This window comes from Aquimarina besae (assembly GCF_042434905.1).
In the GTDB taxonomy this organism is placed as follows: Bacteria; Bacteroidota; Bacteroidia; order Flavobacteriales; family Flavobacteriaceae; genus Aquimarina.
The window spans coordinates 3,348,168-3,370,434 of the sequence record NZ_CP170199.1; the positions used below are offsets into that span (position 1 = coordinate 3,348,168).

General features: G+C 31.8%; 20 protein-coding genes. 10 read left to right on the plus strand and 10 right to left on the minus strand.

What is annotated here, in order from left to right; genetic code table 11:
* Window positions 1-5: 5 nt before the first annotated feature.
* From ACE94K_RS14660 to ACE94K_RS14670, 3 genes are read right to left on the minus strand one after another with little or no spacing between them, the layout of a single operon-like run.
* On the minus strand, window positions 6-1,106 hold the full coding sequence (locus tag ACE94K_RS14660; protein ID WP_378173733.1) for a hypothetical protein: 1,101 nt from the start codon (window positions 1,104-1,106) through the stop codon (window positions 6-8).
* Window positions 1,087-1,650: a DUF4179 domain-containing protein gene (locus ACE94K_RS14665; RefSeq protein ID WP_378173736.1), complete on the minus strand. Its 564-nt coding sequence runs from the start codon at window positions 1,648-1,650 to the stop codon at window positions 1,087-1,089. The genes ACE94K_RS14660 and ACE94K_RS14665 overlap by 20 nt, the downstream gene beginning before the upstream one ends.
* Window positions 1,647-2,198, minus strand: coding sequence for an RNA polymerase sigma factor (locus tag ACE94K_RS14670; RefSeq protein ID WP_378173739.1), 552 nt, complete (start codon window positions 2,196-2,198; stop codon window positions 1,647-1,649). The genes ACE94K_RS14665 and ACE94K_RS14670 overlap by 4 nt, the downstream gene beginning before the upstream one ends.
* Window positions 2,199-2,417: 219 nt before the next feature.
* On the opposite strand from ACE94K_RS14670, the gene lon reads away from it, so the two are divergent.
* Window positions 2,418-4,868, plus strand: a complete 2,451-nt coding sequence (gene lon, locus ACE94K_RS14675; protein WP_378173742.1) for an endopeptidase La — start codon at window positions 2,418-2,420, stop codon at window positions 4,866-4,868.
* 724 nt (window positions 4,869-5,592) lie between these two features.
* Entirely contained in the window at window positions 5,593-6,807 is a 1,215-nt protein-coding gene (locus ACE94K_RS14680; RefSeq protein WP_378173745.1) for a class I SAM-dependent rRNA methyltransferase, read from the plus strand.
* 109 nt (window positions 6,808-6,916) lie between these two features.
* Here ACE94K_RS14680 and ACE94K_RS14685 read toward each other — a convergent pair whose 3' ends face one another.
* From ACE94K_RS14685 to ACE94K_RS14695, 3 genes are all read right to left on the minus strand, one after another.
* Window positions 6,917-7,324 carry a hypothetical protein gene (locus ACE94K_RS14685; RefSeq protein WP_378173748.1) on the minus strand — a complete coding sequence of 136 codons (408 nt, stop codon included), beginning with the start codon at window positions 7,322-7,324 and terminating at the stop codon, window positions 6,917-6,919.
* A 146-nt stretch (window positions 7,325-7,470) separates the two neighbouring features.
* Window positions 7,471-8,307 carry a M57 family metalloprotease gene (locus ACE94K_RS14690; RefSeq protein ID WP_378173750.1) on the minus strand — a complete coding sequence of 279 codons (837 nt, stop codon included), beginning with the start codon at window positions 8,305-8,307 and terminating at the stop codon, window positions 7,471-7,473.
* Between the two features lie 312 nt (window positions 8,308-8,619).
* Window positions 8,620-9,066 carry a hypothetical protein gene (locus ACE94K_RS14695; RefSeq protein ID WP_378173753.1) on the minus strand — a complete coding sequence of 149 codons (447 nt, stop codon included), beginning with the start codon at window positions 9,064-9,066 and terminating at the stop codon, window positions 8,620-8,622.
* Between the two features lie 239 nt (window positions 9,067-9,305).
* Between ACE94K_RS14695 and ACE94K_RS14700 the strand changes: the two genes are divergently transcribed.
* The gene (locus ACE94K_RS14700) at window positions 9,306-9,494 is read left to right on the plus strand and encodes a hypothetical protein (RefSeq protein WP_378173756.1); all 189 of its coding nucleotides are present in this window, start codon (window positions 9,306-9,308) and stop codon (window positions 9,492-9,494) included.
* Between the two features lie 28 nt (window positions 9,495-9,522).
* Complete coding sequence (locus ACE94K_RS14705; protein WP_378173759.1) at window positions 9,523-10,581, plus strand: MJ1255/VC2487 family glycosyltransferase; 1,059 nt, start codon at window positions 9,523-9,525, stop codon at window positions 10,579-10,581.
* Between the two features lie 65 nt (window positions 10,582-10,646).
* Here the strand turns inward: ACE94K_RS14705 and ACE94K_RS14710 are convergent, their stop codons facing one another.
* A complete protein-coding gene (locus ACE94K_RS14710; protein WP_378173762.1) occupies window positions 10,647-11,480 on the minus strand; it encodes a flagellar motor protein MotB in 834 nt (277 codons plus the stop codon).
* A 334-nt stretch (window positions 11,481-11,814) separates the two neighbouring features.
* Here ACE94K_RS14710 and ACE94K_RS14715 point away from each other — a divergent pair, with 334 nt between their 5' ends.
* The gene (locus tag ACE94K_RS14715; protein ID WP_378173765.1) at window positions 11,815-12,792 is read left to right on the plus strand and encodes a peptidoglycan DD-metalloendopeptidase family protein; all 978 of its coding nucleotides are present in this window, start codon (window positions 11,815-11,817) and stop codon (window positions 12,790-12,792) included.
* 3 nt (window positions 12,793-12,795) lie between these two features.
* Here the strand turns inward: ACE94K_RS14715 and ACE94K_RS14720 are convergent, their stop codons facing one another.
* Window positions 12,796-14,025: a hybrid sensor histidine kinase/response regulator gene (locus tag ACE94K_RS14720; protein WP_378173768.1), complete on the minus strand. Its 1,230-nt coding sequence runs from the start codon at window positions 14,023-14,025 to the stop codon at window positions 12,796-12,798.
* Between the two features lie 198 nt (window positions 14,026-14,223).
* Between ACE94K_RS14720 and ACE94K_RS14725 the strand changes: the two genes are divergently transcribed.
* The 3 genes from ACE94K_RS14725 to ACE94K_RS14735 all read left to right on the plus strand — a co-directional run bounded on the left by ACE94K_RS14725 (window position 14,224) and on the right by ACE94K_RS14735 (window position 16,356).
* The gene (locus ACE94K_RS14725) at window positions 14,224-14,868 is read left to right on the plus strand and encodes a hypothetical protein (RefSeq protein ID WP_378173771.1); all 645 of its coding nucleotides are present in this window, start codon (window positions 14,224-14,226) and stop codon (window positions 14,866-14,868) included.
* Between the two features lie 381 nt (window positions 14,869-15,249).
* Window positions 15,250-15,738, plus strand: coding sequence for an RNA polymerase sigma factor (locus ACE94K_RS14730; protein ID WP_378173773.1), 489 nt, complete (start codon window positions 15,250-15,252; stop codon window positions 15,736-15,738).
* A gap of 6 nt (window positions 15,739-15,744) precedes the next feature.
* Complete coding sequence (locus ACE94K_RS14735) at window positions 15,745-16,356, plus strand: hypothetical protein (protein ID WP_378173776.1); 612 nt, start codon at window positions 15,745-15,747, stop codon at window positions 16,354-16,356.
* 183 nt (window positions 16,357-16,539) lie between these two features.
* Here ACE94K_RS14735 and ACE94K_RS14740 read toward each other — a convergent pair whose 3' ends face one another.
* Window positions 16,540-17,871 (minus strand): hypothetical protein, encoded by a 1,332-nt coding sequence (locus ACE94K_RS14740; protein WP_378173778.1) that lies wholly within the window; start codon window positions 17,869-17,871, stop codon window positions 16,540-16,542.
* A gap of 240 nt (window positions 17,872-18,111) precedes the next feature.
* On the opposite strand from ACE94K_RS14740, the gene ACE94K_RS14745 reads away from it, so the two are divergent.
* Together ACE94K_RS14745 and ACE94K_RS14750 are read left to right on the plus strand one after the other, a co-directional pair.
* Window positions 18,112-18,762 (plus strand): class I SAM-dependent methyltransferase, encoded by a 651-nt coding sequence (locus tag ACE94K_RS14745; RefSeq protein ID WP_378173781.1) that lies wholly within the window; start codon window positions 18,112-18,114, stop codon window positions 18,760-18,762.
* A 258-nt stretch (window positions 18,763-19,020) separates the two neighbouring features.
* Window positions 19,021-21,201: a TonB-dependent receptor plug domain-containing protein gene (locus ACE94K_RS14750; RefSeq protein ID WP_378173784.1), complete on the plus strand. Its 2,181-nt coding sequence runs from the start codon at window positions 19,021-19,023 to the stop codon at window positions 21,199-21,201.
* Between the two features lie 89 nt (window positions 21,202-21,290).
* Here the strand turns inward: ACE94K_RS14750 and ACE94K_RS14755 are convergent, their stop codons facing one another.
* Window positions 21,291-22,169, minus strand: coding sequence for a winged helix-turn-helix domain-containing protein (locus ACE94K_RS14755; protein ID WP_378173787.1), 879 nt, complete (start codon window positions 22,167-22,169; stop codon window positions 21,291-21,293).
* Window positions 22,170-22,267: the final 98 nt, after the last annotated feature.

The window sequence follows — 22,267 nt, forward strand, 5'->3', positions numbered from 1 at the left end:
AATGATTAATTTTTTCTAAGTTTTACTCCACCATAGCTAGTGGATATATTAATTGTTGCTCCACTGTTTTTTTGACCCCGGTATCCCTGATAATCTTTACTAGAGTTTTCTTTATTCTTCTTCAAGATACTAATATCATCATCTAAATTAATGCCTCCGTAAGATGTTTTTATAACAAAGTCAAAATTTAGAGCATTGTTATAACCTATATCCACTCCGGTGTAGTCTGTTCGTATGGTGACATTTTTTGTAGTAGATTCTAAATTTTTGATATCGATAGAACCATAATCCGAATTGATATCTATGCTATTCTTTACATTTCCAATATTTGTATCCAGATAATCCCCATTTCCTTTAAATATTCCAACATTTTCAATTTTTAGACTTCCATAATCACAGTTATAAGTAAGTTCTTTTGCTGTAATTATTTTGGACTGTGTGTAGTCAGCATTGAGCATTACTTCTTCACCTTTTTCTAGAATGAAATCAGAATAATCAGCATTGATTTTTCCGTTTTTCATATACTTTATGGTACTATTATCTGTGTAATCTATACTAATATAATTGTCATTACCCAATAATTCTCCTAAAATGATTTGACCATAATCACAATTAATTTTTGCATTTCCTCTAATTTTATCCAGGGTAATGCTTCCGTAATCGTTATTGAGATCTATGTTATTTGTGGCAGGAACTTTTACCGTATAATTGATCTCCATCTTAAGATTGCTTCCTCCCCAACCATCTGAGAATTTGGACCACCAGGATTTCCCTTCTTTATTGAATACGGTTTTTGCACTTACTACTTGCGAGCTTGCTTCAAAAATCACATCAATATCTCCTAATTTTTCGATCACCTTATCCTCGTCATTTCCATTGACTTTTATATTGATTTCCAGTACGATTTTATTTTCATTCCAAGATGTGATATCGAGATTGCCATAGTCATTACTAATTTTTAAAAGGGCATCACTGTTTACCGAAAATTCTTTTTTTAAGGATTTCTCTTTGGTGTATTTCCCATTCATTTTAGGATCACTGTTTCCGATACATATAGCCGGAACTAAGAGTAGGAGGCAGATGATATTATAGTATATTGGTTTCATTTTCTGATAATTTTAATTTGTTAATGTTGTTAATTTTATCTAATACATTTTCTAATAGCGAAGCTCGTTTCTGAAAGTTTTTAATCATCGCGCTGATTACACGTTTGTCATTATTGCTTTCTACCAGATCTTTTTTTAGAATTTCGTAACTAGATTCTAATTTTTCTAATTGTTTCATCGCATCAGTAACTAATTCAATTGTTTCTGCCGATGAATTTTTATTGATTTCTTCCAGTTGTGTTTTAATAGCAACGGTAAAGAAATTTTGCGTGTCTTCCATTTGTGATGAAACACTGGCTAAATCAGCGCTATCATCAGTATTAAAAACCGGAGTAATAGATATCATACCAATAAGTACGGCGATAGACGCAGCTATAGCTAATGGTTTGATCCAGTTTCGTTTTGTAGTTGGAAGTGTTACAACTTTATTTTGCTCCTGTAGCTTTTCTAAAAACCGTACTTTATGATCAGCTGATGGCTCCAAAATATCCAGTTGATTCTCCATTCGTTCAAATAATTTTTCTATTTCATCTTCAGTTTTCATGCAACTAATAATTTTTTTCGTAGACTTTCCTTCGCGCGAGAAATAAGCGTACGACAATTAGAATATGATATATTCAAAATTTCACAAATCTCTTCATAATCATACCCTTCTATGAGGTGTAATGATAATGCAGTACTATAGCTTTCTTTTAAATCTTTTAAAGTATTCAAAACTGTATTTGCCCTGACACTAGTTAGATCTTCTCTTACAACCCCTTCTGTTTCATCTGTAAGAGCATATGCTACGGTTTCTAAAGGGACCTCACCGTGTATATTGCGCTTACGAGATATTGTAAGACTCGAATTGATAACAATTTTTTTTAACCAAGCACCAAACAATTTATTCTCTTCTAGCATAGAAAGCTTTGTAAAAGCTGTTAAAAACGCTTCTTGCATTACATCTTCGGCTTCTGCAGTATCTTTTATAATCCTTAAAGCACTATTATACATGGCTTTGTAGTATCTATTATAAATTTCCATCTGCGCACCTTGATCACACTTGCGGCATCTTTCTACCAGTTCCTCAGTATTTAGTTTGGTTAGTGTCAAAAACTTCAGTTTACTTTACCTAAAGATATCGATAGTTACTTTTTGTTACAGTTTTAAAAATATTTTTTTTAAAGTTTATGGCATAAGAATTGAAATGTATATACAGAATCATCGGTAAATAGCTTATTTTGATAGCGTTAATGATTCCTTAATCGATTTTATTAAATTTTTAAAACAGGTTGTTTTGACTTAGTGACAAAATGACTTTTATATATACTTATGACGAAATCTAAATTAACAACTCTTGACAGTTTGTCATTACAGGGCATCAATGAAGATGCAGAATTAATTCCTTTAATGACACCTGAAGATGAAGAGGAAATAGATAGAGAAGATTTACCAGAGACGCTTCCGATACTTCCATTGAGAAATACGGTATTGTTTCCGGGAGTAGTTATTCCTATCACTGCTGGTCGGGATAAATCAATAAAGCTTTTGAATGAGGCCAATAATGGTAATAAGACCATTGGTGTGGTTTCACAAAAAGAAGAAGATGTAGAAAATCCAACATCAAAGGATATTAATAAAGTAGGGGTAGTAGCCAGGATCCTACGAGTGCTTAAAATGCCTGATGGCAATACTACGGTTATCTTGCAAGGAAAGAAAAGATTTAAGATTGATGAAATCCTTGAAGAAAATCCCTATATCAAAGCCAGAATCTTAGAAGTTCCTGAAGCCAGACCTTCTAAAGAAAATCAGGAATTCAATACAATTATCGATTCTATAAAAGATCTTGCTCTTGAAATTATCAAAGAGAGTCCGAATATACCATCTGAGGCATCTTTTGCTATTAAAAATATTGAAAGTAACTCTTTTTTAATCAATTTTGTTTCTTCCAACTTGAATTTACCTGTAGATGAGAAACAGAAAATTCTCGAGATAGATAATATTAAGGATAGAGCGCTTGCTACTTTAAAATATATGAATCTCGAGTTTCAGAAATTGGAACTAAGAAATGATATTCAGAACAAGGTACAGCACGATATGAGCCAGCAGCAACGTGAATATTTTCTTCATCAACAAATGAAAACTATTCAGGAAGAACTTGGTGGCGTTTCTCATGAGGATGAGATAGAGGAGATGCAGGCACGTAGCAAAGACAAAAAATGGGACGAAAAAGTAAAGAAGCATTTTGATAAAGAATTATCTAAAATGCGTCGCATGAATCCACAGGTTGCTGAGTATTCTATCCAACGCAATTATCTTGATTTGTTTTTGGATTTACCTTGGAATGAATTTAGTAAAGATAAATTTGACCTGAAACGTGCAAAGAAAATCCTTGACCGTGATCATTATGGATTGGATGAAGTTAAGAAACGTATCATTGAGTATTTAGCGGTACTCAAACTTCGGAATGATATGAAATCACCAATCTTATGTTTGTACGGACCTCCGGGAGTTGGTAAAACATCCTTAGGAAAATCCATTGCAGAAGCATTGGGTAGAGAATATGTGCGGATATCGTTAGGTGGTTTACGAGATGAAGCCGAGATCCGTGGGCATAGAAAAACATATATCGGAGCGATGCCAGGTAGAATCATTCAGAGTCTTAAAAAAGCAGGTACAAGTAATCCTGTATTTGTATTAGATGAAATTGATAAACTTTCTATGGGTAACCAAGGAGATCCTTCTTCTGCTTTGTTAGAAGTTCTGGATCCTGAGCAAAACTCTGAGTTTCATGATAATTTTCTTGAGATGGGATTTGATCTGTCTAAAGTAATGTTTATAGCTACCTCTAATAGTTTAAATACTATTCAGCCTGCATTGCGTGATCGAATGGAAATTATAAATGTTACGGGATATACTATTGAAGAAAAAGTAGAAATTGCAAAACAACACCTGCTCCCTAAGCAATTGGTTGAACACGGATTGGATAAATCACACCTTAAAATAGGAAAGGCGCAGTTGGAAAAAATCGTGGAAGGATACACGAGAGAGTCCGGAGTTCGTGGTTTGGAAAAGCAAATAGCTAAGATGGTTCGGTATGCAGCAAAAAACATTGCGATGGAAGAACCTTATAATGTAAAAGTAAGTAATGAAGATGTTGTTCAGGTTCTTGGAATACCCAGGCTAGAACGTGATAAATATGAAAACAATGAAGTTGCCGGTGTGGTCACGGGTTTAGCCTGGACCAGTGTTGGTGGTGATATTTTATTTATTGAATCAATTCTATCCAAAGGAAAGGGAAGTCTTACTATTACCGGAAATTTAGGTAAAGTAATGAAAGAGTCTGCAACGATAGCTATGGAATACATCAAAGCGAACGCTGATGTTTTGGGTATCAATCCTGATATTTTTAGTAATTATAATGTACATATTCATGTACCAGAGGGGGCAACACCAAAAGATGGTCCTAGTGCAGGAATAACGATGCTTACTTCGCTGGTTTCTTTGTTTACACAACGAAAAGTGAAAAAAAGTATAGCGATGACTGGAGAAATCACTTTAAGAGGCAAAGTTTTGCCAGTAGGAGGGATCAAAGAAAAAATTCTTGCAGCGAAAAGAGCGCATATTAAAGAAATTTTGCTCTGTGAAGATAATAAAAGAGATATTGAAGAAATTAAACCTGAATATCTGAAAGGATTAAAGTTCCATTATGTGAAGGAAATGAGCGAAGTATTAGAACTTGCGTTAACAAAAAGCAAAGTAAAGAATGCCAAAAAGTTGTAATCTATTTTAATAAACTTTCATCTAGTCAGTTCTAAGCTTAAAAATAAGGTTATTTTAAAATAAATAAATCTCCAAAAATCCATTGTTTTAATGGGTTTTTTGGTTTTTAGAAAGAACTTTTTGATTAAAAATAAAATAAAAGTGTAACAAATTCTATCGATGCTCGTCATATAGATGTAAACAGTAGAGTAATCAACGAAATCTTTTACCAGATAAAAAAGTTGAATAAGTACTGAAAAGAGGGTTTATCCTGATACTGCTTGGGATCAATGCTTTTTAAATAAAAGTACTTCTATTTAACAGACAATCAAAAAACGGGATTTACTTTACTAATACTTACAAGTTCGAACAATACTTTTTTAGGGCGTGTATCCTGATACTTCTTGGGATAGGCGCTTTTTCTTTTTATACGGTTGAATCAATCATTTTAATGCACTTTTTTTGAGGTTTACACGCAGGAACAAATGCATAAATTGTAGTATTTTTAACACACAAACCAGACTTTGTTAGAAACTCGTGTTTTCATTGACCAACGAACATATTACGCACGAAAAACTCTTAAAATCTAAGATTAGATTTTCACTTCTATAAAGGTTTATAAGTTACTTTGATCATAGAAGTGAAATTACTAAAAAGTATTGGTGAAACGGGATTGTTAATTTCAATCCCGTTTTTTATTCTCTAAATTCCGGAAAGCAGAAAAATATCGCTATTCTTGCATACTATGAATATAATTACCGAAATCAAAACTCAAAGATTAGCAATAAAGCTTAAATCGATTGCCGAAAAAATGGTGAAACGTGGACATCCGTGGGTTTTTGAAAATAGTATAGTTAAACAATCTCTTGATGGAAATCCGGGAGATTTGGCCATTATTTATGAACATAAAAAGAATACAATTTTAGCAATTGGGTTATATGATCCCTATTCTCCTATAAGAATTAAGATTATCCAATTTAAGAAAGCAGCTCAGATAAATGAAGAATGGTTTATCAATAGAATCGAACAAGCCTATTCCATCAGACAACCTTTGTTACAAACTGATACAAATAGTTATAGGTTATTATTTGGAGAAAATGATCAAATGCCGGGTTTTATAGCAGATGTATATGAAACGGTCTTGGTGATAAAGTTGTATTCTCATATTTGGTTTCCGTATTTAAACTGGATTGTCCCTCATTTAATAGAACAATCAGGATCTAAAACGGTTGTTGTTCGACTGAGTAGATCTTTGCAAACTGTAGGAGAATTATATGGGATGGAAGATGGAAAGGTGATTTATGGAAATTTAGGAAATGAAGTTGTCATATTTAGAGAACATGGGGTATTGTTTTCTGCTAATGTAATCAAAGGACATAAAACAGGATACTTCTTGGATCATAGACATAATCGAAAACGAGTAGGACAGCTTTCTGAGGGCAAATCAGTACTAGATGTCTTCTCATATGCAGGCGGGTTCTCGGTGCATGCATTAGCAGGTGGAGCTACAGATGTGACAAGTTTGGATATTAGTAGACAAGCTCTAAAAATGGCTGAACATAACGCTTCGTTGAACAAACATTCTGGAATTCATCAAATAATGGTTGCTGATGCCTTTGAAGGCTTACAAAAATTAATACAAGAAAAAAAGAAATTTGATATTATCGTAATAGATCCGCCATCATTTGCAAAAAGAGAAAGTGAAATTAAAAAAGCAAAAAATAGCTATGCAAGGCTTACCAAACTTGGAGTTCAACTAGTAAAAACTAATGGATTATTGATATTGGCTTCTTGTTCATCAAGAGTTGTGGCTAAAGAGTTTTTTATGATCTGCGAAGAAGTTATTTCAAATACGGGAAGAAATTTTAAAGTCGTGGATAAAACTTATCACGATATTGACCATCCTGTCACTTTCGCAGAAGGAGCTTACTTAAAATGTGGATATTATCAGCTACATTAACTAAATACTGATAGTGTTTATCACCAATAAACTTGAGCCTGATATGAATTGTAATATCTAAGGTTATAAAATATTTTATTCAAACCAGACTCAGATGATAATTCAATCTTTAATGCTTACCAAACACATGAACTTTTGCTCGTTTTTTGGACAGATTTTTTGTATCATAAAAAAAGGTGATATCCTTTATAATTCTTTTATTTCCTTTTAAATCAATCAGCCTTGTACCACCACCACGGACAAAATTTTTCTTAACCGGTATTGCTTCTTTTTCACCATTACCATATTGTACAATAATTTTATGCATATTAAGCGAACCGTTGGTAACTTTAATTTTTAATTTTTTAAAAGCACCATTACGAGCAGTTACTTTTATCACATCACGATCAATTTTGTAGCTTACTGTTCTGGAGCCTAGATGTTCCCATTTTATAGCAGTGGAGGTAAAGCTGTTACCAATTAAAAAAATGATAACTAAAAAAGGTATTGTTAGTTTTTGTAGTCCAAAATTTTTCATAGTTTAAATATTTAATGTTCTTTTATTGGACTATTAGATTTTATAAAGGTTTAATTGAGTGCAATTTGTTCTTAAATATGAAAACAAATAAGTCACATATTTTACGACCTATGTAACTTTTAAATACATTGTTTAAAATCCAAAGGTTAGTAAAGGATATTTAAAGCTATTTTATCTGTATCGGTAAACTCCCCATCCTCATTTGGCCCAAAACAAGCTAACATTATAGAATCTGCATAAGGAGAAGTTGGCGTACCCGGAATCCAAATAGCTGGTGGTCCGGCGGGTAACGAACCTGTATATCCGCAACTTTGGAGATTGTACCAGTCTTGATGTCTTAATCCTAAACAGTGACCAATTTCGTGACTAATTACATGTTCATTTACATTCACGTTAAATGCATCGGTACCAGAATTTATTTGAATCCATTTATATGGTTTACCTTGAGCATCAGGTAGACCGGCACTTCCGCCAGCACTAACATTATTTACTTTGTATACTACAATGTCTGCTGCGCTAAAATTGGTTCCAAAAGAAAGGTTAAATTTAAGTGAATTTGGTAGTGCATTGTAATTATTTACTGCCCAGCTTAATGCTGTTTGCATTTTTGAAGTCAAAGCAAAATTACTGCCGGTATATCCCAGAATATCAATGTTTCTATGAATTGGAGCTACAATATTTGCATCCCGATATTGTTTATTGCCTCCATCCAAAGGCTTAAGAGTAGGATAGGAGTTTAGATTTGAAACAGGAACTACAATATCACCAGAAACAAGATAATTAGCCGTTTTTCCATCTAAATAAGTTATTTCCTGTATAGAAACATTATCTATGTTTATTCCCATATCATAGAGCTTATCTCGTTGCTCCTTGGTTGGCTCATAAATGTTTTGTTGAGTTTCTTCAATAATTTCCTTTTTTTGACAAGAAAAAAGTATTACCGTCATAGTTGCACTGAGTACTAGGAATTTAATTTTTTTCATTGTAATATATTTAGTTATGGTTAAATAGGATACTTATTTTATTAAGAAATTCTTTTACAAAGATTTGCTCCCACAAACATTAAAAGTCAATGTTCAAAGAAGAAATAGGTATTTGGGATAGATGCATTTTATTTGCACGAAACTATACATCTGACTCTTTTCAAAAATAAGTTGAAATAGTGCACAAAAAAAGGGGAGTTCGACCCTTATCACTGGGTTATTCCCCTTTTTTTTGATGTATATTAAATCAAAAAGTAATCTAATCCCTAATTTTCATATTTCAGTTAAATTTAGGCTACTTATCATCTTTAGTCATTCAATTCTTGTGTAATTTTCAGATTGAGAATAGTGCCCGGTTTCGTCTATTGCAATTTGTTGATAAGAATTTTTATCCATAACAAGTTCAAACTTGAATACCTGTGTGGTATCTACAATTTTCATCATAGGTCCAGAAGCGTATTCTAATCTTTCTTCCAACATATTACCTTTTATTGAATACGATCCATAACCAAACCATTCATTACTATCGGCAGGATCGAATCGGGTCCACATCACTTTTCCTTTACTATACATTTTTACCTGACGGTATCCATTGATATTAAAAACGGTATCTGACACTTGGTTGTTATCATATAGGAGTTGATATTGCAGATCCCATACTCCCTCTAGGTTATAAATATCAATAGGAGTAGGTGTATTGGCATTATTCATTGTAGAAGTTGAAAATAAACCGAGAAAAAAGAATATAAATATTTTCATGATGGAGTGATTTATGTTTTGAACCTTAATAAGTTACAAAAATTTTGTGAGATTTATTTGCTTTGATGTCGCTTTATAATTTCTTTAGGAGTGATTGTGAATAAGAATTTAATAACAATAAATGAGTATGTATCAAACCAGTTATAGTAAAAAGTAAATTTGTAATCTGATAATATTAGAGCTCCAATTTCTGTAAGAAGAAAAGATATTATTGCAAAGGCTCTAAAATAGGGATCCATATGACAGAGTATGTATTGTTAACTGAAGATCAAACTTATTTTGTAGAATACCTCATAGGAGAATTAGTTTTATCTCAGAGTATTAGCGAAGCCATGAAGTTTAATGATGAGCATCTGGCATTGAGGTTTAAGAAAATGCTTCATAATTCTTGTAAATTAACGACAAGCGTCAATACCTATATTGGTTAAGCTTGTTATAAAATCATAAATAAAATTCTTGAAAATATTATACGGAGTTCCGGGAGAGGGAATGGGGCACGCAACCAGAGCCAAAGTAATTTTATCACACTTAAGTAAAAACCACGATTTAAGAATTGTATCTAGTGATAATGCCTATTATTTTCTGAAAAATATTTTCCCTGATAAAACATATGAGATAAAAGGTTTTCAGTTTTCGTATAGGGATGGAGTTGTGTCTAAGTCAAAAACGTCAATTGATATTTTAAGAAATGCTCCTGAAAATATTGTTATAAACTTTAAAAAGTATAAAGATCTACTTGATGATTTTCGTCCTGACATAGTGATCTCTGATTTCGAATCTTTCACCTATTTATTTGCAAAATATCACAGGCTTCCTATCATAAGTATAGACAATATGCAAATTATTGATAGAGGTAAATTGGATATGCAAATACCAGAATCAGAAAAAACAAATTATAAGATTGCAAAAGCTGTGATCAAAGCAAAAGTCCCAAATTGTAATCAATATTTGATTTCTTCATTTTTTGATATTGAAGTAAAGAAAAGAAATAGTGTTCTGGTTCCGCCAATAATTAGAAGAGAAATTCTGGAAGCCAAAACAGAAGTAGGCAATCATATACTGATTTATCAATCTTCTAGTAATGCTGAAAAAATCGTAAACATCTTACAGAGTTTGTCTGGCGAAAATTTTTTGTTATATGGTTTTAATAAAGAGGAAAAAATTGGTAATGTTCAATTAAAACAATTTAGCGAAACCGAGTTCATTGATAATTTTAGAACAGCTAAGGCGGTTTTGGCTAATGGAGGATACTCATTCATATCCGAAGCATTATTTTTGAAAAAACCTATTTGTGTCGTTCCTATTAAAAATCAGTTCGAACAGTATGCAAACGCAGCATATATACAAAAGCTTGGATACGGTGCAATGCTGAAAGATTTTGAATTAAATGGGATAAAATCGTTTTTGACAGATATACCAAAATTTCGGAAGGCGCTAGATCGATATGCACAAAAAGACAACAACATGTTGTTTTCTGTGTTAGATGAAAAACTTGTGGAATATTGTAAAAAGTAACACTACAAAAAAAAGATGAGCAATTAATTGCTCATCTTTTCTTTAATTTAATATTTTCAATTATACTAATTAGAAGATAACATTGCAAAGAATTTATCTAAGTTAGGTAGTAATACAATTCTGGTACGTCTGTTAATAGCCATATTTTCTTCAGAATCATTTTCAACAAGAGGTTGGTAGCTACTTCTTCCTGAAGCAATCAATTTAGAAGGATCTACATTGTACTTATTTTGTAGTAATCTAGTAATAGATGTTGCTCTTTTTACACTAAGATCCCAATTATCCTCGAGAGCAGGTGTGCTGATAGTTCTTGGATCAGTATGTCCTTCAATCATAACATCAAGACTTGGTTCTGAATTAATAACTTGGGCTAGTTTTTCTAGAACATCATTAGCTTTGTTACTTACTCTGTAACTTCCACTTCTAAATAACATTTTATCAGATATAGAAATCATCACAACAGTATTGTCTATATCGATAGAAATATCTTCATCTTCCTTTAAACTATCGTCTAAAGAACTTTTCAAATTATGAGAAACAGCAAGGTTCATCGAATCCTGAAGTGTTCTTGCACCTTCAAGCTTCTCTGGACTTACCTTTGCCAAAGTCTCTTTCATTTTCTCTTTTGTGTTATTAGAAATTACAGCAAGGTTATCTACCATCACCATTTTTTCATCGTTAGACTCTCTTAGAGAATTAATTTTGGCATTGTAATCAGCTACTCTTGCTTCGATTTTTGCAAACTTAGACTCTAGCTCTTCCTTTTCTACAGTGGTTTTCTGTAACGTACTACGAGTATTGTTTAAATCCTCTTCTAAGGCAAGGTACTTCTTTTTAGATACACAAGAGGTAGTCATTAAAGCCCCGGATAGTACGATTAATGTGAATACTTTTTTCATGGTTATTTAATTAATCTTTTATATCCTAACTAAACTGATTGTTGTGCGTTTTATTATAATTCCACCTACTAAACTTTTCACATCAAATTCTTAAAAGTTGTTAAAAAAAACTGTTAAAAATTAGCATGCCGTAAATTTTTTACGGTAAATTTACACATCATTTTTTAGTAACATATTGATTTATAATTTTTTAGATTTCTCTATTATGATTCAAAATTTTAATATTTGGCACTGTTTCTTTTATTGCTGTAACGATATAAAATTTATATCGTCTTATTACAAAACAAAAGCCCTGAATTAGATTTACTTTGAAATTTAAAAATTTTGGAACTTCATGTTTTTGAATAAAAGAAAACTATCACTATTAGGAATTTTGATCTGTTGTTCGTTAACAAAACTCTTTGCACAACAATTTGATGGCAAAGAAGAAAAGGTACTAGTAGCATATAAAACTATCGTACTTGATGGTACAATCACCCACTTACCTGTTTATAAGGTTAATTATCAAGTCATTCTTGATAATACCAATCTGCAAAAAGAATCAGAACAAAAAGATTTAAGTTCAGTTTATGAACAGAACTGGAGCAACACTATATTTAATACATATTGGAAAAAAAGTGTAACATATCCTATTCCTTTACATTTTGAGGATGAAGTATTCGCCTCTCCCGTTGATCATAAGATTGTAGTGACCTCTAGATATGGGTGGAGAAGAGGTAGACCGCATCAAGGAATAGACATAGATCTTAGAACTGGAGATAATGTAAAGGCTTTATTAGGAGGGAAAGTGCGTTATGCCAGACGCCACGGAGGACATGGAAAAACAGTGGTTATTCGCCACGAGAATGGATTAGAGACTGTTTACGCTCATCTTTCTGAATATTTGGTAAAAGAAAATGATATAGTAAAAAAGGGGCAGGTAATTGGCAAAGGAGGAATTTCTGGTAACGCTAGAGGAAGTCATTTACACTTAGAGGTAAGATATCGAGGGAGAAGTATTCATCCGGAGTATCTTTTTGATTTTACCGAAGAAACAAAAGTGAGGGCGCATGACATCGTAATTACTAAAAAATGGATGACGCCCAGATCACATCGATCTACAAGAAAAAGTAAGATTGAGGTTCAAACTAATATTGAGGAGGTGATTGATGATATATCTAATCCAACAAAAAGTATTTATGTAGTCAAAAGAGGTGATACATTACATGGTATAGCCAGAAAACACGATATTGATGTATCCGAAATATGTAAAATAAATGCTATCCAATACAATGCTGTTCTTAATATCGGACAAGAACTAGTTATCTATTAACTGTCAGTTTTGAACATATTTTTGCATCATTTCTAATAATATATTCTTATCATAAGGTTTTAATATATAATCGTTTAGGCCTGCTTGCATAATTTGCCTATTTAACTGTGTAACATCTACAGCGGTTAATGCGATAATAGGCGTTTTTGTATCAAATTCTCGAATTCTTTTGGTGGTACCAATACCATTTAACTTCGGCATATTAATGTCCATTAAAATAATATCATACGAATTTTCTCTGGCCAGTTCTATAGCATCAAAACCATTATCAATGGTAGTACAAACAAAATTTTCTTTGGAAAGTATTTTATCTGCAACTAAAAGGTTCAATTTATTATCGTCTACTACTAAAGCTTTTCGCTTTTCACTTCCTATTAGTTCTGTATGGGCATGATCCTTTGGAGTCAGGGTTTCTAAATCGACAACAAAAGCATATTCGGAACCTGAATGCGAATTATTCTGTAATATGATTTCTCCTTGTATGGATTTGGCTAACCTTTTAACAATGGTAGAATTTAAGCTCGTGCCTAAATATGACTTTTTTACATTTTCAATGTTTATAAATTCTTGATAGATGGAATGTTCGTCCTCTTCAGAAACTTCATTTCCATCGTGAGTAACCTTGAAAGAAATGTTGTTAACATTCCCTTTTTTATTAATCAATTGAACAGTAAAAATGACATTACCATTTCTGGTAAACCTTAGCGCATTATTAACAAGATTCATGACTACCTGAGATAAAATAGCAGGATTTCCATTCAACATTTCTGGAATTTCATCATCGAATTCTAATTGTAATGAATTTCTACTATTTTCTATTGCATAACTAAACGAGTTGATAATATTTTGTATTAACTCTTTTAAATTAAATGGCTTTTTATTGGGTGTAATTTCTTCAGATTCTAAAACATTGATTTGTAAAACATTGTTAATAAGCGTCAACAAATAATCCCCGGAAAACTTTAAGGAAGCAAGATTTTTATTGTGCTGCAATTCTGGGTGTTCGTCTGCGAGAATATTCGTTAACCCCATAATTCCATATAATGGCGTTCTTAATTCCTGGCTAAGCGAAGTAATAAATTCTTGATTCCTCTGAACCTTTTGTTCGCTAGTCCGTAGTAGTGTATTTAATTCTTCATTTTTGTTTTTAATCTTTTTGCTTAAAGCTAAGCAACGGAGGCCCAAAAGAATAATGAGGAGAAGTAATACAATTCCGATGATATAGTAAATCATTTGAAATATTTTTAAAGCAAAATAAGATATATCGGATTTATCTTACAAGTTTGGAAGGGTGTTTTTTTAGGAAATTTAAATTTTTGTGGTAATATTCTAAGAAATCAATAGTTTGGTCGAGTTTTTGATTACCAACAATAAAAAAAAGTAAGGGATTAGTTATCTTTAACACCTAGATCCGACAAAGGAATAATGAAGATGAAATCAACTGTTGCATCGATATTATTAATTTTATTTGCCATTTCTGTAAATGGGCAAATAGAAAAACCGTTATCGCCATTAAAAATTGATAATACTAGTGATTTAAAAACAAGTAACTATAGCCTTTCTCCGGGCTTAACCAAACCAAAAAACAATTTTACATTATACAGTAATTTAGAGGATTCTATTCGCTTTAACAGAACTCAAAAACCTTTTGATATGACGGGTAATAATGGTTTGTTAACACCAAATTTCAAAGTTGTTCCCAAATATTTTAAAAAAGATAATGAAATTAAAGAAGAATATAAATCAGATCAGTACTTAGGTGATTTCAAAAGTAATTCTGAATATGTATATCTTGTTTACAGAGATCATCAATCGGTAGACGGAGATTTGGTGAGAATTTTCATTAATGACGATGTGATTCGATCAAGTGTTTATTTGGACGCTATTTTTCAAGGATTTAAAATAGATTTGGTAAAGGGGTTTAATAAAATAGATATACAAGCTCTTAATCAAGGAACATCTGGTCCGAATACTGCCGAATTTCAATTGCACGATGACCAAGGCAATATCATTACTGCTAATGAATGGAACTTAACTACAGGAGTAAAAGCTACTATTATAGTAGTAAAAGAATAATTCTTTTGCTATAAATACCTTTTGGATCGCTTTTTATAGCCATATAATGGCTTCTTTTTTAATTTTCTTTAAAGGTTATTTTTTCTAACGTAAACTTGATTTAAGCATTTAATTTTACAAAGTCACTAGGTAATCAGCTGTTTGATTCAATGCTGATTATAATCACGATTATGATCATTCATACTAGCGTAATTTTTTTATTTAGAATTCAAATTTTTTCTTTAGGCTTATTTCTTTCATTCCCTTTTTTCCTAAATTTTGCACTATTCTCTAATGTTTACAGGGGTTTAGTTGTATTTAATTCCTAGCTTTAATTTAATTTTTTAAAAAAGATGTGATTTTCTGAGTGTATTAGATACTAATAAGAAAAACAAACTCAATATGAGTAAAGAAGAAGAGTTTACTCGGATTATCAAGGATAATGAAGGTGTTATTTTCAAAATCACTACGGTTTATACGGATAGGTCAGAAGATCAACAAGACTTATATCAGGAGATCGTTTATCAATTATGGAAGGCTTTCGATAGCTTTAGAGGAGATGCCAAAGTAAGTACTTGGATGTATCGTGTGGCATTAAATACAGCAATTACAAGGTTAAAAAAGGAGAAAAGAAGCGGTAATAGAGTAGGTATAGATCAAGTAATATTGAAGCAAACCGAGAATTACAATACTGAATTTGAAGAGAAGTTAAAGATTTTGTATGCACATATAAAAATGCTTAATGATTTGGAAAAAGGTTTGATACTATTGTTATTAGAAGGAAAAAAATATGAGGATATCGCGCTAATCACTGGATTAACACCTTCAAATGTAGGAACCAGAATATCGAGAATTAAACAAAAATTAAAAACTCAAATAATAAAAAAATAGACGGCTATGGAGTTAGAGGAAATGCAAACAGTATGGTCTGAGATAAGTGGCCAATTAGAAAAACAAAAAAAGTTAACTGATAAAATGATTATTATGATGACACAAGAACAATACAGGAAAAAATGGAATAAGATTGCTTATCCGGAGATGTTAGGCACCATTATATGCTTTGGAGCAGCCCTATTAATTTTTGCTAATATTTCTAAATTAGAAACTTGGTATAACATATTATTTGGTGTTTTGTCCGCAATTATACTCTTGGTTTTACCAGTATTATCACTACGATCAATTCATAAAATGAGTGGAATTGATTTTTATAAAAATAGTTACAAGGAGACTTTGATAAAGTACACTAAAAATAAACAACAATTTTATTCACTTCAGAATATCTCATATTATCTAAGCTTTGCTTTAATCTTTTTAATACTTCCGGTTACCACAAAAATAATTCGTAACAAGGACCTGTTTGCTGATGTTAAAAATATATGGCCTCTAGTTGTTTTTATTCCTTTAGGAATCACATTCTTTGTGTTTTTTACTAAATGGGTGAAAAAATGCTATGGTAAAAACATTGCCGAAGCAGAAAGTATATTAAAGGATTTACAAACAGGAGAATAGTTGTTAACTTCACCGCAAAAATAAACCCCTGAATCTCTTAAAAGATTCAGGGGTTTTTAATTTAGGGTAAATATAAGTTGCTAAGAATGGTGATATTATTGACTAGATAAATACCATGTATTGTCAATGAAAAAGATATGCTGATTTTATACATTTTGGAGATCTCGGTGATTATTATTCATACTACTTATCAGATTCATCGCAAACTTTAGTAGCGTACCATTTTGCAATCGTATTCTCTGCAGGTTTATATCGTGGAGAAAAATCCAGATTGGTGGCAGCATTTTCCTTTTTGGTTTGCGTATTCCACTGCCAGATATACGTCCCTGCAAACCAATCTTTATCCCAAAAAATTTCATAAAGTGCTTGATATGCAATTTGTTGTGTCTTATCTGATTTTTGCTTCGATAATATACTCAAAGCAGAACCCCATTCCCAGGGCTTAATAGTAGCAGAAGCTTCACTTTTATATCCTATTTCTGTGAATAATATGGGTTTATTATGTTTTTTGGATAAAGATTCCAGTGTCTTAGTATGAGTACTCCAGCCTTTTTTTACAGTATGTAGATCTGGGTTTGATGACTCTGTTAAAGGAAAGTAAGCTTGGATACCAATATAATCCAATTCATTCCAAAAGTCTATGAATTCGTATTCTCCATCCCAATTTGCTGCATACGTTAGTTTTCCTTCATAAATAGTTTTAATATCTGCAATCAGTGATTGCCATTGTTCTGGTTGATGTTTTAATGAGCTCTTTAGTTCGGTTCCGATACAGAATAATTCTACACGGGTTATAGCGGCCATTTTTGCATAGTGCAGAATATTTGATCGATAGGATTCAAACCAAATGTCCCAATTATCAGAAGAAGTATGCGAGATATTGGATCTCCATCCTGTACCCAACCAAAGATGAGGCTTTAACATAACGTGTATGTTCTTTTCTTTGAGTTTAATAATCGTTTTGATATGTATGCTATCTCTTCTAGACCATTGACCAATTATTTTTGGACTTGTCATAGTCAATGCCTTCTCATTTTCTTGGTCAATAAAAGGAACGATAGCTACCCATTCTATATTGGATTTTACCAAATCATTAATGGCAGTTTTTACATTATCGCTGTAATTCCATCCAAAAACAGTCATACCGCGATGTTTTCCATCATTGATGAATAAATCATTAGAGATCCCACTGGTATTTTCAATAGATGGAATCCAGTTATAATCAAAGTTTTCTGAACTGTTTTTAACAATTATAATTTTAAATATTCCAAATAGAATAAAAGCCGGAGTAAATAATCTGATGGAGAAATTCTTAATCATTACTTTAAAACCTTTCTTTTTTTGTATTCTCATATAATATCTAAAAATCAAAAAGACGATATAGAGCAATGCAAACAGTATATGAATTGCAATGATAAAATTGAATTTCAGCAATGCCGTACCAAAATATTTTACAGATTCTAAAAGTGTAATTCCGTTACTAATGCCTCCTATTATAAAAAGAACCAGACTCAATAGCCAGGTAAATATATACGCTTAGTGTCGTAAATAACTCTTTTTTCATAGATTGAGTTAATTAGAATAATAAATAAAAGAAGAAAACAATGTAATATTATATAGAATATGAATGAATATCCCTTTTTAAATGTAAAGAATATTTAAATTTTTCATAAAATTCGTGAATAAAGCTCATTTAAACGATATTTTAAAACATGTAATAATCACATCTACAGTGTTATACAGAATTATAGAGATATGCGGTTTAAAGTTAATTTGATATTGTCATTCATTCTTTTAGGAACGAACTACATACGGGCACAGTATAAAGAATACGATTGGGAAGAACGGGATACTTGGATGAAGATTTCTGAATTATTTGATATTTCAGAAATAAAATCAGGTAGCAAAGTAGCAGATATCGGCTGTCACGAAGGATATTTATCCATTCATATGTCTAGAGCAGTTGGGGAGTCTGGAAAAGTTTTTGCTGTGGACGTTAGAAAAGACAGGTTGGAAAAATTAGAAGAACACCTGAAAGATAGAAAGATAAAAAACGTACACATGATTTTAGGAGATTATGATAATCCAAAGTTACCGAAAAAGGATTTGGATGTAGTAGTCATTTTAGATACTTATCACGAAATAGAGGAGTATAAAAAAATATTAATGCACGTAAAAGATGCTCTTAAAACCAATGGAAACATTGTAATCATAGAAAAATTTAAGCAACCTATGCTCAATAAATCCAGAGAAGAACAAACGGATGCTCACACAATAGCGATGCATTATGTAAAAGATGAATTACTGGGAGCTGGATTTACTATTCATATAGAGATTAAAGATTTTGGTCTTTGGAAAAATGAAGAAGATAAGAAAATATGGATTTTAGTCGGCAAGAAAGAATAATTCATGACTCTTTAATTTTTACCTAAAAATTTTATTTCTTCAACAAGCAACTGGTAAGAATTATTACAGGTAACTTCTGTAATTTAAAGGGATTTCCAGAACTATTGCATTGTATTTCATTTATCTTTGTTATTCATAATAGAGTTTTTGATACATCATCTGTTGTGATCATAACGCAAATTAGATAGCTAATCAGAGCTTACTTTTTATGATCAGGTTTAGATCCGACGGTGTTATTTGAAATAATATAAATTCAGAATGAAAAAAGTAATATGGAGCATAATGCTCTCTATATCATTATGTACATATGCTAATGCGCAAATACATATATTAAAAGTAAAAGTAGTTTCAAAATCAAATAATGAACCTCTTGTTGGAGCTACAATCTATATAAAAGAAATAGATAAAGGTGGTATAACAGATTTTAATGGCATTGCTACAATTAATAATATTCCTAATGGTAGTTATAATATCGATATATCGTTTTTAGGTTTTGAATCGATAGAGAAGACTATAGAAATTCCGTATCCAGAACTATTGGTAATAAAGCTTCAAGAGGGTGGAGAAGCTTTAGAAGAAGTTATTCTGCAGTCTAATCGAAGTACTCGTACCATAAAAAGAATCCCTACAAGAATCGAGTTTATTGGTGCAGAAGAGTTGGGAGAGAAGAACGCTATGAATGCTACTAACATTTCGATGGTTTTAAGAGAAAGCACTGGTATACAAATGCAGCAAACTTCCTTAAGCACTGCCAATTCAAATATCAGAATTCAAGGATTAGATGGACGCTATACACAATTATTAAGAGATGGATTTCCGCTTTATGGTGGATTTTCCAGTGGTTTAAGTATTTTACAGATTCCACCAGTGGATTTGAAACAGTTCGAAATTGTAAAAGGTAGTTCTTCTACACTTTACGGTGGTGGTGCCATTGCGGGATTAGTAAATATGATCTCAAAAACCCCAGAAGAAGAACCAGATTTAGATATCATGCTAACCCAAACGCATGCTCTTGGAACCACAGCAAATGTTTTTTACAGTGAGCGTTATAATAAATTTGGGGTTACTTTATATGGATCAGGGCATTATCAAAAAGAATACGATCCAGAAGATGATAACTTTAGTAATCTACCAAGAACAAAATCTGTATCGATCAACCCAAAGCTCTTTTATTACCCTTCTGATAATACTACCTTTTGGTTTGGAGTTAATGGAACCTATGAGGATCGGATCGGTGGAGATATAAATGGAATTGAAAATACTGCGAATAATACGCTTTATATAGAAGAAAACATAACCAAACGTTTGAGTACACAGGCTGTTTATAGAACAGAAATAGATGCTCTGCGATCCTTAAACGTAAAAAATAGTTTTGCTTACTTTGATAGGGATTTGACTGTTCCAAATATAAATTTTACTGGTAATCAGTTTAACTCGTTTACAGAAGTAACTTATCATAAACAAGGAAAAAGATCCGATTGGATTTTAGGAGCCAATTTATATACCATTGATTTTGATGAAGAGTCTAGTGGTTTGGAACGAGATCAGAGTGATATCACAGCAGGATTATTTGTCAATAATATTTATGATTTTTCTGAAAACTGGATATTAGAGACTGGTTTTAGAGCAGATTATGCTAAAGATTGGGGCTTTTTTCCTTTACCAAAAATTTCATTACTTTATAAATCAAATAATTCATTTTCTAGCAGAATTGGCGGAGGCTTAGGATATAAGATTCCAGATATTTTTACAGAAGAGGCAGAATTCATCAATTTTAACAACGTACTTGGTATCGATAAGAATACATTAGATGCAGAACGTTCGTATGGTGTAAATCTCGATTTTAACTACGATACCTATTTGACAGACGAAATTCAGTTTTCTGTAAATCAATTGTTTTATATCACAGCGATTCAGAAAGGCCTGTTATTAACGGATGCAAATAACGGTTTTTTTGAATTTGAAAATGCGCAAGACGATATTGTTAGCAAGGGAGCGGAAACTAATATGAAATTTACATACAAAGATTTTAGATGGTTTCTTAATTATGCATTTATTGATACACGTTTAAACTATCTTGATGGTAATCCACAAAAGCCATTAACAGCAAAACATAATGCAGGAAGCGTGGTGATGTATGAAAACGAAAAATGGCGTATTGGTTATGAAACATATTATACCGGAAAACAGCTACTTTCCAACGGCACCGAAACAACAGACTTTATAACCATGGGATTATTAGGAATGCGTAATTTTAGTTGGGGAACACTATTTGTGAATTTTGAAAATTTTACAGATCGCAGACAAAGCAGATTTTCTCCATTAGTTTTACCTCCAAATAATGATCCTACTTTTCCGGAGATTTATGCGCCAACAGATGGGTTCATTCTTAGTGCGGGTATTATTATAAAACCGTTTGGGCAAAAAGAACATCATTAGCAACATGGATTATCTTTACTGGTTTTTATCTGATTTTTTCTGTGAATAGTGATTAATCCAATCTAACATTTTAAAAGACAAGTAAGTTATTAGGAATGAATTTCCAATCTATAACCAACACCATGAACATTTGTAATCTTCACTCCTGAATCCTTACCTAATTTTTTACGTAGTTTAGAAATAAACATATCAAGACTTCTGCCCACAATAACTCCTTGATCTTCCCAAACCTGTTTTAAAAGTTGTTCTCGTTTTACGATTTGATTTGGATATTGTACAAAAATAGCAAGAAGCTCACTTTCTTTGGTAGTCAAAGAAATTTCATTCTGACCATTGCTAAGTTTTAGTTGATCAGGATAAAACTTAAGTGTTCCAATTGATAGGTAATCAGAATAAGTACGAGCAGGGTTTTGTTCTGATTTCTTCTTAAGAAAAGCTGTAAAAGTTAAAAGAGCTATAATTAGTATGATCAAGGATAATGTATATGGATTGCCCAAATTTCCATAAAGGGAGGTAGTGTTTTGATCTAATACGATTACTCTAATTGCATAACAGCTTTTAGGAAAATTTCGACCTATGCAAGGAATCTCATTTTCCTGAACAGGTCCCAACATTTGGTAGCTATATGAAACCTCGTTCGTTTTACAATCAATCAATTCTGTAATATAATTTTCTGATAAACCAGCCTTTTTAAATTCAGTGTCGATAACCTGAACTAATATTTCTGGATCAATAAATATTTCTGTTTGAAAAGAAAGTTCGTAGGTATGATTCGAGATTTCTTTTATCGGTAAAACTAAAGAGGTAGTATCATTATTTGCTAATAATAGCTTATTACCGGCTATTCTTAGTGCCACTTTCGTTTTTTCAGGATAAAAAGAAACTTCTTTAGAAGAAAAACCATAGATCACCAAAAATACTATCAATACTATCGTTATGGTAGCTAATATTTGGACTCTATTTTTCACAGAAAGGCTTCTTTTTTACAAATAACGGAAATTTTACAATTGTGATACACTTTTTTACAATTGATTTAGCATTGCAGGATAAACACCTTTTTACTTTC